This is a genomic window from Corynebacterium sp. (genome assembly GCF_030538285.1).
Classification (GTDB): Bacteria; Actinomycetota; Actinomycetes; order Mycobacteriales; family Mycobacteriaceae; genus Corynebacterium.
In genome coordinates this window covers 40793-56342 of sequence record NZ_JAUNUG010000003.1, presented here as the reverse complement: position 1 = coordinate 56342, position 15550 = coordinate 40793, and the positions used below count along the sequence as shown (strand labels likewise).

Below are 15550 nucleotides of genomic sequence, written 5' to 3'. Positions count from 1 at the left end.
TTATCGACGCCCCGCCCGCGGCACCGTCGCCGACGTCGAACGGCCGGCGGAGAACACCGCACACGGTGTGTCGCCCAACCACTGAGCCAGCTGCGCCGCGCACTCCGGCTGGTCCTTGAACTCTGAGTGTACGGCCACTCGCAGGCCGCGGGCATCCAGCGCCAGCCAGATCCGCAGCAACTGCCGCCCCTTGGCAATGCCAGGTTCGCCGGCCAGCACCAGTCTGGTCGGTGATTCCCCGGCAGGCCAGGTGATGTTGAGCAGGGGCCGCCACACCCTCCTGCTGCGCAGCAGAGATGGCTGGAGGTGATGCAGCATCCATGCCACGGGTCGCGGGATACGTAGGCACTCCGCCGTCAGTCCGTCCTGCCGGTAGCGGGGATCGCGCGGGTTCAGACGCAGCCACCCGAAGGTTTCGGCCAGCATTTCCCGCGAGCTGGCCATATGTGCCGTGGCGCGGGGAGCCAGGCTCCGCCACAAAGCCTCCGGGATCACGCGCAACTCCTCCTCTGCGCGCATCACCTCCTCCACGGCCAGGCGGTCGGGGGTGAGTCGCCCGCGGTCAACCTGCCGGTGGCGCAGGTCATCCACGGTATATGGCCAGGGGTATGGTTCGGCTGTAATCCGCACCGTGGTCCCCTCCACCTCCACCGCGCGGCCCACACCGATGGCGAAAGCCTCCACCCAACAGCCCAGCCCGAGAAGCAGGTCGTGGTCGTGGGGGTCGGCGACGGGAAGGCGACGCTGCGGGTCGACGCCGAGCTCCACGGTGTGCTCATCGATGATGCGGGGCTGCCAGGGCTGAGCGTTGTGAGCGGACGGCGCCAGAGAGGCGGCCTCGATGCCACGGAGGATCATCGTAGGTCCTTGAGGTAGAAGCTGAGTTCGTGCAGCGGGCGGCCGCCGATCTTCGCAAATACGCGGGCAGATGCCGGGTTATCGCGGCCGATGAAGGTGACACGGAGGCGTCGATAAGCACCGGCGCGCAGCGCCGCATACAGCTGGCGGGTAAGCAGACCGAGAACGCCGCGTCCCTGCATCTCAGGGCGGGTGCCCTGGACGATGAGCACAGCATCCCGACGCCGCCGCCAGATCTTCCCCCGCAACCAGTCGATGGGGTCGGGGATGACAAGGACAAAACCCTGCGTCTCCCCTGCCTCATCGTGGGCCTGCAACACCAGCTTGGGATCCATGATCAGTCCCAGGCCAGCGGTCTGTGCCCGCCACTGGGCCCGGCTGATCTGCGTGAAATAGGGCAACTGCGCAAAGGAGGCGTTGAGAGCCTCGCGGATGTCCGGGGTGCGGAAGCGCCGGGCCGTGACCAGCCGCAGCCCGCGCTCCTGCCATTCCGCGTCCGTGGGCGGATCATCGGGCATGTCGGCGACGTTAATCTCCCACGTGTCGGCGATACCCCAGGTACTGAAGCCCTCCTCCTCCAGGACGCGGGGCACAAACTCCGGATTCCAGGCCGAGTCGAAAAACGCGGGGTGCTCAAACCCGGCACGGATCACCCCGCCGGTGACATTCGGCAGCGGCGTGACCGGGCCGAAGAGATAGGCGTGGTGGGTGACCTCCTGCGCGTGGGTGAGCAGGGCGCGGGCTACCTCGGCATCACGGGCCTCAAAAGCGCCGAAGAGCCCGGCGTCCAGGCCGAGCTTGGCACTCAGCGCGGACGAGTGATGGGTGATCATCCGCCCACACGCCTGCCCCTGGCCGTCGCGGGCCAGCCATAAGGTGATGCCGCTCAACCAGTGGTGGCCGGTGTACCATCCGCGCATCTCATGGCGCATGAGCGGCGGATCACTTTTTATGGCGGCGAACTCGCGGAACTGCCGACGCGAGGCAACGTTCTCAACAGTGATCACAGCCGCCCCCGCCGCAGGAGAGCACGGATGCTGGAGAAGAAATGCGCCCCGGTATCCCTCCCGGCCGTGGACACCGGTTCAATCTCACCCTCCAGTGGGGCGAAGGTGTCGATGAGCGTGGTCTGCCCCTCCGGCGAGCAGGAACCGTTGGCGTAGCCGTGTTCGTGCGGCGTGAGGATACGGATGAAACCACCCTTGACCGTGCCGGAATCTACCAGCCAGTGCATGATTTCGTGGTGCTCCGGTGTGCGGGCGAACAGTTTGAGGTCCTCGGTCGACTCGAAGCCGACCATGAGGCCGATGCCGAAAGGAAAGTGGTAGTAGGAACGGTGCCACAGGTAGCCGGGACTGTCGTTAAGTGCCTTGAGGATGCGTGGCCAGCGGATGACCTGCCGGATCATGCCCACGGGTGAGTGATAGAGGTTGCAACCCAGGAAGAAGCTGCCGGCGCGACCCTGCGGCGGGGCGTGGCTGAAGTCGGTGGTGCGCATCAGTTGTCCTTACATGAGGTAGACGTTTTTGATTCGGTTGGTGTCATCACCTGCGAAGGGGCCGGTGCGGTGAGCGTGCACCCGCACCTGGATGTCCCCGGCGCTGGCGTCCTCCTCCAGTGACTCCCGGAAATCGCGGGACACGGTGGACAGATGCTTCACGATGCCGCCCACCAAGTCCCCCGCCATCGCCTCTATATCGACCTGTGCGCCCTCGCGCAGCTCGATATGGATGACGGGGCGGGACTCCAGGTCATTGGTTTCGATGAGCTCGGTGCGGAAGGCCTCGATGTACGGGGCCCACGTTTCATCGGCGTAGAGGCCGTTCTCGACGTCGAGGGGGTAGATGTTGGCCCCCATGTAGGAGATCGTGGAGTCTTTACGTCCGTAGAGCAGCAGGAAAGGCAGCTTCATCCGTTGCTGACGGAAGGCGCGGCGGCAATCGGCCCACACCTTGGGGTGCTCGCGCAGCAGGTCCATCATGTCGGGGAAGGAGATCAGGCGCGCCTCGTCGCCGATGTTGTAGCGCAGCTTGGGGTTCATCACCGCGGTGGTGTTGAGGGTGACCACCAGCTCATCGTCGGCGGTCGTCTCCAGGTATGTCTCCAGCGGGTTGTACTGAAAGATCATGGGGGTGCGCGGCTCATCGTCGTCCAGCAGCAGGGAGCGGAATTCGGGGTTGTCCACGCATGCCTTGCGGATAGCTACCGACAGATCGGTCTCCCCGCCGAGCCCGATGGTCAGATCCGAGGCCCCGTAGCCGGAGTAGACACGCCCGAGCCGACGCTCCAGGTAGGTGCGCAGGCCTTCGGTCATGGCCTCGCCGCCGACGAAGGCGTTGATGTGGAACTTGGCCCACCTGTCCGGATCCTTGTCCATCTCATCAACGACGTGCTTGAGAAAAGGCGGGTAGGCGGTGATGAGGTAATTGAATCCGGGACCAAAATGTTCCAGGGTGTCGAGGATCTTGTGCAGGTCCGGCCCCGTGTTCTTCACTGTGGCCACCTGTGCCATCGCCAGGCCGGTGTTGGTACCGGTGGCCCACGCTCCCATAGAGAACGCATTGATACAGAACAGGTTCTCTGAGCCGTGCAGCATGGTGGTGAACCCGGCGAGGTTTTTGTGGATGGTGTACAGCTCCGCTTTGGAGCGCATCCAGTTACTCGGCTGTCCGGAAGAGCCGGAGGATTCGTCGACGACGGTTCCGATGGTCCGCAGCTTCCCCTTCCAGCTGCGCTGCTGTTCGGTGTATTTACGGACGTAGTTGTCCTTGGTCGTCTCCGGGTAGTTCTCCAGATCCCACCACCTGAAAGTCCAGCCGTGGTCGGCGAGGTGGTCCTGGTAGGCGGGGACATCGAGGAAGCCGTGCTGGCACATCATCCAGGCGTTGAGGCGGGCGAAGTCCTCTAGCCTGGGGTGATAGTGGCGCGCGGTGAAGCGCCACACCGCCGGGTGGACGCGGTAGGCAGCGTAGACGGCAGACAGACCCGAGATAGCGGCCCGCAGGAAAAGCTGCCGGGCGATATTGACCGGCCCCTTCGGAATCGGGAGACGGCGAAGTGTGTTCATGCACCTAAGGTAAGCGAGGTCACACGGGTGCTCAACCGATCAGTAGACTGATGATATGTCTACTTCTCTTTCCCTCATTGATTTCTGCCATATCTACCCCGGTGAAACTGCGCGCGATTCCATGCGGCGTTCCGTCGATATGGCGCAGCGGGCGGAGCGCCTGGGCTTCAAGCGCATCTGGTACGCGGAGCACCACAACATGCCGACCATCGCGTCCTCCGCGCCGGCGGTGCTCATCGCCCATGTCGGCGCGCACACGGAGTCCATCCGCCTGGGCTCCGGCGGCGTCATGCTGCCCAACCACGCCCCTTACGTGGTGGCCGAACAGTTCGGCACCCTGGCCGAGCTCTACCCCGACCGCATCGACCTCGGCCTCGGCCGCGCCCCCGGCACGGATATGAATACCCTGGGCCGGGCGCTGCGTCGCGACGCGAACGCCGCCGAGCACTTCCCCCAGGACATCATGGAGCTGGAGGGCTACTTCTCCGGCAACTCCCGCATCCCGGGTGTGCAGGCGGTCCCCGGTGCGGGCACCAACGTGCCGCTCTATATCCTCGGCTCCTCCCTCTACGGGGCGACGCTGGCCGCCCAGCTGGGCCTTCCCTACTCCTTCGCCTCACACTTCGCGCCGACCCACCTGGAACACGCGGTCTCGACCTACCGGGAGAATTTCCAGCCCTCCGAGAAGCTGGCGGAGCCTTATGTCATCGCAGCAGTCAACGTGGTGGCCTCCGACTCGGAGACCGATGCCGCCCGCCAGCTGGAAGGCGTCTACCGCCAGCGGGTGAAGGCCATGGCCGGGCGCGGACGCCATCTCACCGAGGAGCAACTCGACCAGATCATCGTTTCCCACCACGGCCGCCAGATCATCGACATGCTGCGCTACACGGCCGTCGGTACCGGCGATCAGGTCCGCGACTATCTCGAGGGTTTCACGAAGACCGCGCAGGCCGACGAGCTCATGATCTCGCTGCAGGGCACCTCCGAGGCCGAGACCACCCGCGGCATGGAGATCCTCGCGCAGGCCTGGGGGCTCTAGTTCGGGCGCGTCTGCTCGATGATGCGGAAGCCGTCTTCCTCGTCCTCGTCGGTGATGAGGTCGCCTCCGATCACAACGTTGCCTGGGATGACGATGTTGCCCTCGTCGTCGTGCTCGAGGACCGGGACGGGCAGGGGGTTGCCCTCGGCGTCGAAGCCCGGGGAGGGCCGTGCCTCACTGGCCACCAGCTTCTCGGCGGTGTCGGTCTTCTCCCAGTGGCGGGTGCGCAGCTGCTCGGGGGCGGCCGAATCGTCGAGCATACCCTTGAACAGGGAGTACATCATGATCATCTGGATGACGAAGAACGGCAGTGCCACGATGATGACCACCTCCTGCAGGGTCGCGATGCCCGTTTCGGGGGAGATGAGCAGCAGGGAGCCGGTGACCGCGCCGATGGACAGAGCCCAGCCGACGCGGTACCAGGTGGGGGTCTGCTCCTCCTCGCCGGTGGCGAACATGTCGACGACCAGCGCCGCGGAGTCGATGGAGGTAATGAAAAAGAGCACGATCACGACCATGGCCAGCACCGCCGTCACAGCAGTGAGCGGGTAGGCCTCCAGCAGGCCGAACAGGGCAAAGGGGACGTTGCCCTCCTCGACGACGGGCCCGGTGAGGTAGCCCGGGTTGTCCAGTTCGACCTCGATGCCCGCGCGGCCGAAGATGGCGAACCAGATGGTGACAAACAGCGTCGGCAGCAGCAGGACGCCACCGATGAACTCGCGGACCGTGCGCCCGCGCGAGATACGCGCGATGAACATTCCGACATAGGGCGACCAGCAGATGGACCACGCCCAGTAGAAGACGGTCCAGTTGCCCTGCCAGCCGGGGTTGTGGCTGAAAGAATCCACCCAGAACATGATCTCCGGCATGGTCGAGGCGTAGATGCCGAAGGACTCGATAATGAACTTCAGCAGTGTCAACGTCGGCCCGGTGACGAGGATGAAGAGCATGAGCAGCACGGCGAGGCCCATGTTGAGGTTGGAGAGGATCTTGATGCCGCGGTCGAGTCCGGAGGCCACGGAGATGCAGGCGACCAGTGTGATGAACGCGATGATGGCCATCTCCACCCAACTCACCAGGGGCACGCCCCACAGCATGTTCATGCCGGCGTTGATCTGCAGGACACCAAGGCCGACGGAGACGGCGATACCGAAGATGGTGCCGATGATGGCCACGATGTCGATGATCTTGCCGGGCCAGTCGTAGATGCGGCCGCCGAGCAGCGGGGCGAACACACTCGACAGGCGGGGCGGGAGTTTGCGCTTGTAGATGAAGTATCCCAACGCCAGGCCAGGCAAGGTCATGATGACCCACATGTGGATACCAAAGTGGTAGTAGGTGAAGGCGAATGCCTGGTGGATGGCGGCGTCGCTCATGCGTTCCGCGTTGGCCATGGGCACATTCCAGGCGTGGTTGATGGCCTCTGCCACGCCCCAGAACATGAGGGTGGCGCCCATGCCGCCGGCAAAGAGCATGGCGAACCATACGGGCAGCGGGTATTCGGCGTCGGCTTCGTCGTCACCGAGTTTCACCCGTCCGAAGCGGGAGACGAACACGAGGATGAGGAAAATGAACACCATTGACACGCCGCCGATGTAGAACCAGCCGAGGTTGGCCATGAGCCCGTCGGCGACGTCCGCGAACGCCAGCTGAGCTGTCTCGCCGAGGGCGATGGTGCCGATAACGAACGCGACGATGAAGCCGACGGCGCCGAGCAGCACGAAAGGATCCGATTCGAGTCGGAATTTTCTTGATGTCATGTATCTATAATGACAGGACCTATATAGTTCCCAGCTTATCGACGCCCACTCCCCGCACCCTCCGCCCGAGAAGTTCAAGGAGTTCATAGGGCAGGTAGTTGGCGCCGGCGGGGAAGGTCACCGTGTACGGGGCGACGGCCCGCGAGGGCACACGCTCGGTGACGTGCTCCGGCAGGAGCACCAGGTGTGGGATCCCGCCCCGGGTATACAGCTGTAGGTGGGTGAGCCGGACGAGGGGAAACTGGATGCCGGTGGCGGGGAGGGTGACGTGATCGTCGATAAGCAAAACGGGACGCGAACGCCGCCACAACCTGCCCACCAGCATGACCAGGGCCAGCACCAGGCCGACGGCCGGCGCGGAGGCCGCGACGTAGAACACCTCCGGCCAGGGGGAGGACCCGGCGGCCAGGAGCAGGCCCATCAGCAGGGGGACCAACACCACCAGAAATCCCAGGAAAACCCGCACGACCCGGCTGGTGGCCAGGTGCCCGGGAGTGGTGCGCAGTCGGATGGTGTCCATGATGGCGGTGATCCTACCCAAGCAGGAGGGTCACCACGACCAGGACGGGAAAGGACACGAGCGTGGAGACGACACCGGCGTCCCGGGCCAAGACCTCATTCGTCCGGAAACGCACGGCATAGGTAAGCACATTCTGGGCTGTCGGCAGAGCACCCAGCACGACCAGCGCGTACAACGGCGCACCGAGGGCATATGCCAGCAGCCCCGCGAGCACCGGATGGAGGAAGTTTTTGCAGGTGACGGCGAGGAGTACGTCGGCGTCGATACGCACCCGCGTGCCCACCAGGGACATCCCGAACACCAGCAGCGCCACGGGCACGGCCGCCCCGGCGAGGATCCCCACGGCCTCCGCCATAAGTGGCGGGACGGGGATAACCAGGCCGACGACCGCCGCGATGAGCAACGGGTTCTTCAGCACCACGGTGAGGTTGCGGGAGACATCCATGTCGAGCAACGTCAGCGCGACAGGGGCGTAGAAAGCGACCTGGAACAAGATGACGGGGATGACGATGGCGGCGTCGTCAAGCAGGTACACGGCCAGCGGGATGCCGAGGTTACCCCCGTTCGCGTACGAGGACGCCAGCATCCCGATGATGGAGTCCGGGGCACTGCGCCCCCGCAAGCGGAAGAGGAAAAACGCCAACGCGCCGGTCAGCAGAGCCGATGCCGCCACGACGACAAAGGATGCCGAGAATATCTCCCGCGGGTCCGTACGCAGCAGAATGTCGATAATCAGCGCCGGGGTGGCCACAAAATAGACCAACGACGCCAAAGCCCGTCCGGACGTAGGCTGGACACGACCATAGAAGTAGCCGACAGCAATGACGAGCACCACCACACCGAAGCCACTGAGCACGTCAACCACAAGCACCCATGCTAACCGTCCAGACCTGCTATCTTGCGCCAGAGGCGACTTAGGCTATTGTCAGGCTATATCTGTATTTGGTTGAATCGGAACGCACCAATCGTCGAGCACACAAGGACCACCATCAGCATGGCGTCGCAGCATTACCAGAAGATCGCCGATCACATCCGTGATGCGATCAACACCGGAAACCTCGCCCCGGGCGATGAACTGCCCTCCGAGGCGGAGCTCTGCGAGCAATTCGGCTCCTCCCGCGGCCCCGTCCGCCAGGCAATGATGCTGCTGCGCACTGAAGGCATGATCTCCACCGGTCGCGGCCGCCGCTCAACGGTCCTGGCCCGTTCCTCACATAAGTCCTTCGACTCGGCGGTGTCCATCACCTCCTGGCTCGAAGCCCACAACCACATCCCCGGGCAGCAGACCCTGCTGATGGCCCGCCAGCCCGCCTGCGAGGAGATCGCCGGCTACCTGCGGCTCGAACCCGGCACCCACCTCATCACGCTGCGCCGCCTGCGTTCGGCGGATGGGCGCCCCGTGGCGATTGAGACTTTATATTTCCCGGTAGAGATCGGACGTCATATCCTCGAACTCGACACCGACGCCCAATCGATCTACGCACACCTCGGGGAGCATGACATCGTCGTCGACAACATCTCCCGCTGCATCACCGCCACCATCGCCGATGCCGAGCAGGCGCAGCTTCTACAGATCGCACAGGGCGACCCGCTGCTGCGCGTGCGCATGTCCACCGCCGACCAGTACGGCCGGATCATCTCCTACGGCGACCATTTCTTCCCCGCTGAGAACCTCACGCTCAGCCTCAATACCGTGCGGGGCACCCCATCCCCTGCGTGCCTGACTCCCGTGGAGTAGTTTCATCTGCCTTATCGACTAACGTCGCAGGCATGACATTTCGTCGTGTGCTCGCCGTGCTTCTCGCCGGATTAGTGACCACGGCCTGTTCCGCGGGTTCCACCGCCACACAGGTCGGTCGTGTCGCCGGCCAGGAGTCCCTCGTGCTGGGCACCACCGGCGCTCCCGCCTCCCTCGACTTCACCACCACTGGTGGTGCCGCGATTCCGCAGGCCCTCATGGCCAACATCTATGAGGGTCTGGTGCTTATCGACGACACCGGCGAGATCACTCCCCTCCTCGCCACCTCGTGGGACGTCTCGGATGACGCCACTGTCTATACTTTCCACCTGCGCGAGGGTGTCACCTTCTCCGACGGTTCCCCCTTTAACGCCGAATCGGCGGCCTTCTCCATCGAGTACGTGCAGGATTCCTGGACCAACGGGTTGAAATCCGAGATGGATGTGGTCTCCGGGGTGGAGGCCCTCGACGATCACACCCTGCAGGTCACCCTGGAGCGCCCCTCGCAGCGCTGGCTGTGGTCGATGGGCACGCTGACGGGGGCGATGATGTCGCCGACGGGCGTCGATAGGCTGGCGACCCATCCCGTAGGCACCGGGCCTTATACGCTGGGACGTTTCGCGGTGGGCGAGTCGATCACCTTCACCCGGCGCGATGACTATTGGGGGGAGCCAGCGCAGCGACATGCCGCGATCCGTTATTTCGCTGACGCCACCTCCGCGGTCAATGCGCTCCGCTCCGGGGACATCGACCTGGTGTGGGCGATGCAAGCCCCCGAGTTGCTAGATACGTTGCCGGAGTCATACGAGGTCGAGGTGGGCACCACCAACGGCGAGGTGCTGGTCTCCATGAATAACCAGCGCGCGCCCTTCGATGATCCCAGCGTTCGGCAGGCCGTTGTCCACGCCGTCGACCGTGCTGCCGTGAATCAGGTCGTGTGGGAGGGCCTGGCCACCGATACCGGTGGCGCCCCCGTCCCACCGACGGACCCATGGTTCACCGGCGAGGACCACGCCCCCTTCGATCCCGACCGGGCGCGAGAGCTTCTCGACGGCCGCGAACCCGAGATCACCATCTCCCTGCCCTCCCTCCCCTACGCCCAGAACATCTCTGAGCTGCTGTATTCGCAGCTTCGCGACGTGGGGTTCCAGGTCCGCCTGGAAACAGTTGAGTTCCCGGCCGTATGGCTGGCGGAGGTGATGACAGCCAAGAACTACGACATGTCGATCATCGCGCACGTCGAGGCTCGCGACATCCCCGCCCTATTCGGCAATCCGAACTACTACCTCGGCTACGACAATGATCAGGTCCGCGCGGATCTGCTCGCCGCCGACACCGCCGTCACCGGCGAAGAGCAGGTCGACTTCATGGAGTCGGCGGTGTCGACGATCATGGCTGACGCCGGGGCCCTGACCGTGTTCAACCTGCCCAATATCGTGGTCACTGCCCCCGGGGTCAGCGGTGTCACACCGACCGTGGTCACCGACGCCCTGGCCTTGGCCGGAATGGAGAAGCAGTGATTGTCCGCGTCCTCATCCGCTTCCTCCTCTCGCTTTCGTTGGCCTCCGTGCTCATCTTCGCGCTACTGCGCCTGATTCCTGGTGATCCGGCGCGCGTCGCCCTGGGGGTGACCGCCACCGACGAGGCGGTGGCGGCGCTGGCAAAGCAACTGGGCACCGACCGGCCTCTCATCGTCCAGTATTTCGACTGGGTGGGCGGGCTGCTCACGGGTGATTTCGGGATGTCGTTAGCCTCACGACAGGACATCACCCCGCTCATCGTGGACCGCGCGCAGGTCTCCCTCATCCTCTGCGGCCTAGCGATGGTGCTGTCCCTGCTCATCGCCCTCCCGCTGGGCATGTGGACCTCCAACCGAGTGCTGCCCACACTCGCTCAGATCGGTATCGCCATCCCCTCCTTCCTCACCGGCATCCTCCTGGTCACCGTCTTTTCGGTGCATCTGGGGTGGGTGCCAGCCAACGGGTGGATCCCACCCGGCACCGATTTCCTCGGCTTCCTCCAGCGCATCATCCTGCCGGTTATCGCCCTGACACTCGTGCAGGCCGCGATCCTCACCCGCTACGTGCGTTCCGCGGTCCTCGAGGTGATGGACCGTGAGTTTATGCGGACGGCGCGGAGTACGGGGGCGTCGATAAGCGAGGCGTTGCTCAGACATGGCCTGCGCAATGCGGCCCTGCCCGTGCTGACCGTCGCGGGGCTGCAACTGACCTCGCTCATCGTGGGCGCGGTGGTCATCGAGCGCGTGTTTCTCATCCCGGGGCTGGGTTCGATGCTGCTGGACTCGGTGGCGCGGCGTGATCTGCCGGCGGTGCAGACGATCGTCATGCTGCTGGTCGTGTTCACGCTCACCGTCAACCTCATCGTCGATGTCGCCTACCGTCTCATCGACCCGCGGATCAGGAGGAGCGCATGACAAGGCTGCCGGTATCCGGGTGGATCGGGGCGTTCATCGTGGCCGTGACGGTGCTGCTTGCGCTGGTCTCGCTGGTGTGGACCCCTTACGACCCAGTCCATGCCATGCCGGCCCAGCGCCTGCTGGGTTCTTCTGCGGACCATCTGATGGGCACGGACCGTTATGGGCGTGATGTGTTCTCCCGCATCATGGCCGGCGCCCAGATCACGTTATTCGTCGGCCTGGTGGCGGTGGGAATTTCTGCACTCCTGGGCGTTCCATTGGGCATTCTCGCCGGCATGCGGCGCAGTTGGGCGGAGGCGTTGATCATGCGTGGCATGGACCTCATGCTGGCGTTCCCGGCGCTGCTGCTGGCCATCGTGGCGGGCGCTGCTTTCGGGGCCTCGACGCTGACAGCCATGGTGGCGATCGGCATCGCGGGCATCCCCGGTTTTTCCCGCGTGGCCCGTGCCGGGACACTGCAGGTGATGACGCAGGACTTCATCGCCTCCGCCCGCGTCTCCCGCGTGCCGGAAGTGGTTATTGCAGGAAGGCACGTGTTGCCGAACATCGCGGGCATGATCATCGTGCAGGCTTCGGTGGCGTTCGCGTTGGCCATCCTCGCGGAGGCGGCGCTGAGTTTCCTCGGCTTAGGCACCTCCCCGCCGGACCCCTCGTGGGGGCGGATGTTGCAGTCGGCGCAGGCTTCGCTGGGGTCCGCGCCGCAGCTGGCGCTGTGGCCGGGGCTGGCGATCGCGCTGACTGTGCTGGGCTTTAACCTGCTGGGCGACGGACTACGCGACGTCCTCGACCCCTCGAGGAGCCGACGATGAGCATCCTGAACGTCACTGATCTCCGCGTCGGAGACAAGCTTCTCGACGGCATCTCCTTCAACGTCGGCCGCGGCGAACGCGTCGGACTCATCGGCGAATCCGGCTCCGGCAAGTCGCTGACCGCCCTGTCCATCATAGGTCTTCTACCGCGCGGGCTGAGCGCGTCCGGTTCTATCGCGCTGGACGGCCGTGAGCTCATCGGACTGTCTGACCGGCGGATGCGGCCACTACGGGGGAAGGTCGTGTCGATGGTGTTCCAGGAGCCGATGACGGCGCTGGACCCGCTGATGACCGTGGGTAGGCAGGTGGCAGAGGCGGCCGGTCGTTCCGATGTCACCGACCTTTTCGAACGCGTCTCACTCGACCCCGCCCGCATGAAGGCCTACCCGCACGAGCTCTCCGGCGGCCAGCGGCAGCGAGTGCTCATCGCGATGGCCATCTCCCAGGACCCGGACCTACTCATTTGCGATGAGCCCACCACCGCCCTCGATGTCACCGTGCAGGATCAGGTGCTGGACCTGCTCGATCATCTCGTCGATGAGCTGGGGGTTTCTCTATTGTTTATCACCCACGACCTTGGGGTGATCAACCGGATGTGCAATCGCGTGCTGGTCATGTCGCAGGGCGAGATCGTCGAAACTGGGGAGACAGAGCAGATCCTGCGCGCGCCGGAGCACCCGTACACGCAGCGCCTCGTCGCGGCCTCACTGCCCGGTGAGCCAGCTCAGGCCCGCCCACTGGGCGAGCCCGTGATCACATTGCGCAACGTCACGCGACGGTACGGCACGACGACTGCACTTGACGACGTCTCACTGCTCGTCCGTCGTGGTGAGCGCCTCGGCGTCGTCGGTGGTTCCGGTTCCGGAAAGACGACGCTATTGCGGCAGATCGCGGGACTGGATGTCCCCGATTCCGGTTCCGTGCTTATCGACGCCGGCGTCCAGGTCGTCTTCCAGGATCCCCGCAGTTCCCTCAATCCCCGCCTCCGAGTGGGCCGTTCCATCGCCGAAGGCGGCGGTTCCCCGGAGCGCGTCCAGGAGGTCCTGTCCGAGGTGGGCTTGCCCGCGGACGCCGCCGACCGGTATCCGCACCAGTTCTCCGGTGGTCAGCGGCAGCGCATCTCCATCGCACGCGCCGTCGCCGGCAAGCCCGAGATCCTGCTTGCCGACGAGCCCGTCTCCGCCCTTGACGTCTCCGTCCGCGCCCAGGTTCTTGAGCTTCTCGACGAGCTGGTCGACGAGTATGGCCTCACCCTGGTGTTCATCTCCCACGATCTTTCAGTGGTGCGGGAAGTTTGTTCGACGGTCGCTGTCATGTGCGATGGGCGCATTGTAGAGCACGGCCCGACGGAGGAGATCTGGGCCAACCCTCAGCACGAGTACACAAAGTCCCTGTTGGGGGCTATTCCGCAGCTGTAGAATTATTGGGGGTTGACGGGATCGACTATGTGTTCTATTCTGGGGTCGAACACACAGTCGAAGGGAGGGTAGGTCATGTTCACGCTAACGGTTCCATCAACACTGGAGAAGACGCTGCAGGGCGAGCTGGAGAATCTGTTACACCCCAAGGCCTACTACTCCGTGTCCAACCGACAGGATCCGGTGGCTGTGCGCGGTACCCGTGCACGGCGGGAGGACTACTCCATGTGGCAGGAGGAGCTGCCGGAGGATGACGCTGACTTCCGCCTCGTCCTCGCCCGCATGCGCAAGGCCACCGGACTCGGCGATGGCGCCATCACCTCCGCGATCTTCGCGCATCGGCGCCTACGGCAGCTGCCTAAGTTGATGGCTGTCCAGGAGCATCATTTCCACCTCGATCTCAACCGCCTTAAGGCTATCGATGGGGTCCTGAACAAGATCGATGATTCCGTTGTCGAGCACATGGAGATCATCGACGAGGAGATCACCACCTTCCTCACCCCCACCAAGGCCAACCAGAACCTGCCCACCGCCCACCAGATCTCCAAGCACCTCAACGCCATCATCCAGACCTTCGACACCTCGGTCTCAACGGAAGATGATCCGCTCCCCGACCCGAAGGATCACCTGGAGGTCGGCTTCGACGGGGACCGCGCTTACCTCAACCTGGAGGTGGACGGGGTCTCTGGCCTGGAAATCGATGAGCGGGTGCGCAAGTACGCCGCCGCCCACAACGTGAGCCAGGTGGAAGCATTGAAGGCGCTGATCCGCGGCGAGGGAGCCACCAACATCACCTTGAACATCTACCGGGCGTACGACATCCCGAATGCGCCGGGGTGGATGTCCGGCGTGGGCTACATCAACCCCTCCATGACCGATGACCTTGTGAGGCGTGCCAGCAAGATCCAGGACATGGACGAGCTCTACGACAAGATGCACGCCGGCTACGCCACGCCGGATGATATCCGCGCCGTGGTCATCGGATGGGACGGCACCTGCTGCGAAGCCGGGTGTGACACCCCCGGCCACCGCACTCAGATGGAGCACCGCATCCCCCACGACCAGGGTGGGCCGACCACGGCCGCAAACCTCGCGGCCTTCGACCAGACACATCACAATGTGAAGTCAGATGGTCGGATGATCTACATCATCGACCCGGTTACCAGGGAGAAGTATCTCCTCTACGAGGATGGCCACTGGGTTCTCTCCGAACCAAGCGGCCCGCTTGCCCACAAGCAGCGGCGGTGGTTGCAGACAGTGGGCCAGCGCATGACCAACCACAAGTCCCACGCCAGGGAGAAGTCTCAGGAGCGGCGGCAGTTCGAGGATCGGGTGGACCACATTGCCTCCCCACCGGAAGACGATCCACCCCCACCCTTCTAGCCCAGGCGCACCCGCTCCAGGATCTCGTACCTGGGGCCTCCCGAACGTCCCTCACCCAGGGTTGATTCCATGAGGGCAAGCTCGTCGCACACAAACATTGGCCCGTCATACACCAGCAGCGCATGCACCAGGTCCCCGATGATCCAACGTTCCTGCGAGCGCGCGATCGTCAGGTGCGGTTTCTGTGGGAGGACCTCATCCTCGATTGTCGTATCTGCCATGAGAGCTTTCAATGGGCGGACATCACCGCCTACACCCATCCAGAGGACGCGGTGGCCAAAGGACCCTGCGCCGTGGAGTCGCAGCGATAACGGGCCAGAGGCTGCTGCCGCCTGAGCGAGATGATCGAGTAGGTCGGAGTGGTCGTTAGGCATCTGCCCATAGAAGGACAGCGTGATGTGCCAGTTGTCCGGGTCGGTCCAGCGGATGCGGGGATGAGCTTCCCGGATGGGGCGCAGGGCCCGGATCAGGTGCTCGCGGGCCGCGGGCGAGATGAGCAGTGCGGAGAAGAGTCGTTTCAT

Annotated in this window: 15 protein-coding genes; 7 read left to right on the top strand and 8 right to left on the bottom strand. The window is 64.4% G+C overall.

What is annotated here, in order from left to right; translation table 11 throughout:
- The 4 genes from Q4G50_RS01895 to Q4G50_RS01880 are packed head-to-tail and all read right to left on the bottom strand — an operon-like array spanning position 1 to position 3925.
- Entirely contained in the window at positions 1 to 858 is an 858-nt protein-coding gene (locus tag Q4G50_RS01895; RefSeq protein ID WP_303375946.1) for a hypothetical protein, read from the bottom strand.
- Positions 855 to 1865 (bottom strand): hypothetical protein, encoded by a 1011-nt coding sequence (locus Q4G50_RS01890; RefSeq protein ID WP_303375945.1) that lies wholly within the window; start codon positions 1863 to 1865, stop codon positions 855 to 857. The genes Q4G50_RS01895 and Q4G50_RS01890 overlap by 4 nt, the downstream gene beginning before the upstream one ends.
- Positions 1862 to 2356: a hypothetical protein gene (locus tag Q4G50_RS01885; protein ID WP_303375944.1), complete on the bottom strand. Its 495-nt coding sequence runs from the start codon at positions 2354 to 2356 to the stop codon at positions 1862 to 1864. Before Q4G50_RS01885 ends, Q4G50_RS01890 begins: the two co-directional genes overlap by 4 nt.
- A gap of 9 nt (positions 2357 to 2365) precedes the next feature.
- Positions 2366 to 3925, bottom strand: coding sequence for a phenylacetate--CoA ligase family protein (locus Q4G50_RS01880; RefSeq protein WP_303375943.1), 1560 nt, complete (start codon positions 3923 to 3925; stop codon positions 2366 to 2368).
- Positions 3926 to 3980: 55 nt separating this feature from the next.
- On the opposite strand from Q4G50_RS01880, the gene Q4G50_RS01875 reads away from it, so the two are divergent.
- The gene (locus tag Q4G50_RS01875; RefSeq protein WP_303375942.1) at positions 3981 to 4964 is read left to right on the top strand and encodes an LLM class flavin-dependent oxidoreductase; all 984 of its coding nucleotides are present in this window, start codon (positions 3981 to 3983) and stop codon (positions 4962 to 4964) included.
- On the opposite strand, the gene Q4G50_RS01870 is transcribed toward Q4G50_RS01875, so the two are convergent.
- The 3 genes from Q4G50_RS01870 to Q4G50_RS01860 are packed head-to-tail and all read right to left on the bottom strand — an operon-like array spanning position 4961 to position 8109.
- On the bottom strand, positions 4961 to 6724 hold the full coding sequence (locus tag Q4G50_RS01870; protein ID WP_303375941.1) for a BCCT family transporter: 1764 nt from the start codon (positions 6722 to 6724) through the stop codon (positions 4961 to 4963). The two genes, Q4G50_RS01875 and Q4G50_RS01870, sit on opposite strands and share 4 nt — an antisense overlap.
- A gap of 19 nt (positions 6725 to 6743) precedes the next feature.
- Positions 6744 to 7244 (bottom strand): hypothetical protein, encoded by a 501-nt coding sequence (locus Q4G50_RS01865; protein ID WP_303375940.1) that lies wholly within the window; start codon positions 7242 to 7244, stop codon positions 6744 to 6746.
- Positions 7245 to 7257: 13 nt separating this feature from the next.
- Positions 7258 to 8109: an AEC family transporter gene (locus Q4G50_RS01860; RefSeq protein ID WP_303375939.1), complete on the bottom strand. Its 852-nt coding sequence runs from the start codon at positions 8107 to 8109 to the stop codon at positions 7258 to 7260.
- A gap of 129 nt (positions 8110 to 8238) precedes the next feature.
- Here Q4G50_RS01860 and Q4G50_RS01855 point away from each other — a divergent pair, with 129 nt between their 5' ends.
- The 6 genes from Q4G50_RS01855 to Q4G50_RS01830 all read left to right on the top strand — a co-directional run bounded on the left by Q4G50_RS01855 (position 8239) and on the right by Q4G50_RS01830 (position 15029).
- Entirely contained in the window at positions 8239 to 8982 is a 744-nt protein-coding gene (locus Q4G50_RS01855) for a GntR family transcriptional regulator (RefSeq protein WP_303375938.1), read from the top strand.
- Positions 8983 to 9014: 32 nt separating this feature from the next.
- Positions 9015 to 10502, top strand: a complete 1488-nt coding sequence (locus Q4G50_RS01850) for an ABC transporter substrate-binding protein (RefSeq protein WP_303375937.1) — start codon at positions 9015 to 9017, stop codon at positions 10500 to 10502.
- Positions 10499 to 11416 (top strand): ABC transporter permease, encoded by a 918-nt coding sequence (locus tag Q4G50_RS01845; protein ID WP_303375936.1) that lies wholly within the window; start codon positions 10499 to 10501, stop codon positions 11414 to 11416. Before Q4G50_RS01850 ends, Q4G50_RS01845 begins: the two co-directional genes overlap by 4 nt.
- Positions 11413 to 12228, top strand: coding sequence for an ABC transporter permease (locus tag Q4G50_RS01840; protein ID WP_303375935.1), 816 nt, complete (start codon positions 11413 to 11415; stop codon positions 12226 to 12228). Before Q4G50_RS01845 ends, Q4G50_RS01840 begins: the two co-directional genes overlap by 4 nt.
- Positions 12229 to 12230: 2 nt before the next feature.
- The gene (locus Q4G50_RS01835) at positions 12231 to 13646 is read left to right on the top strand and encodes an ABC transporter ATP-binding protein (protein ID WP_303376008.1); all 1416 of its coding nucleotides are present in this window, start codon (positions 12231 to 12233) and stop codon (positions 13644 to 13646) included.
- A gap of 75 nt (positions 13647 to 13721) precedes the next feature.
- A complete protein-coding gene (locus tag Q4G50_RS01830; protein ID WP_303375934.1) occupies positions 13722 to 15029 on the top strand; it encodes an HNH endonuclease signature motif containing protein in 1308 nt (435 codons plus the stop codon).
- Here Q4G50_RS01830 and thpR read toward each other — a convergent pair.
- Entirely contained in the window at positions 15026 to 15550 is a 525-nt protein-coding gene (gene thpR / locus Q4G50_RS01825; protein ID WP_303375933.1) for an RNA 2',3'-cyclic phosphodiesterase, read from the bottom strand. The two genes, Q4G50_RS01830 and thpR, sit on opposite strands and share 4 nt — an antisense overlap.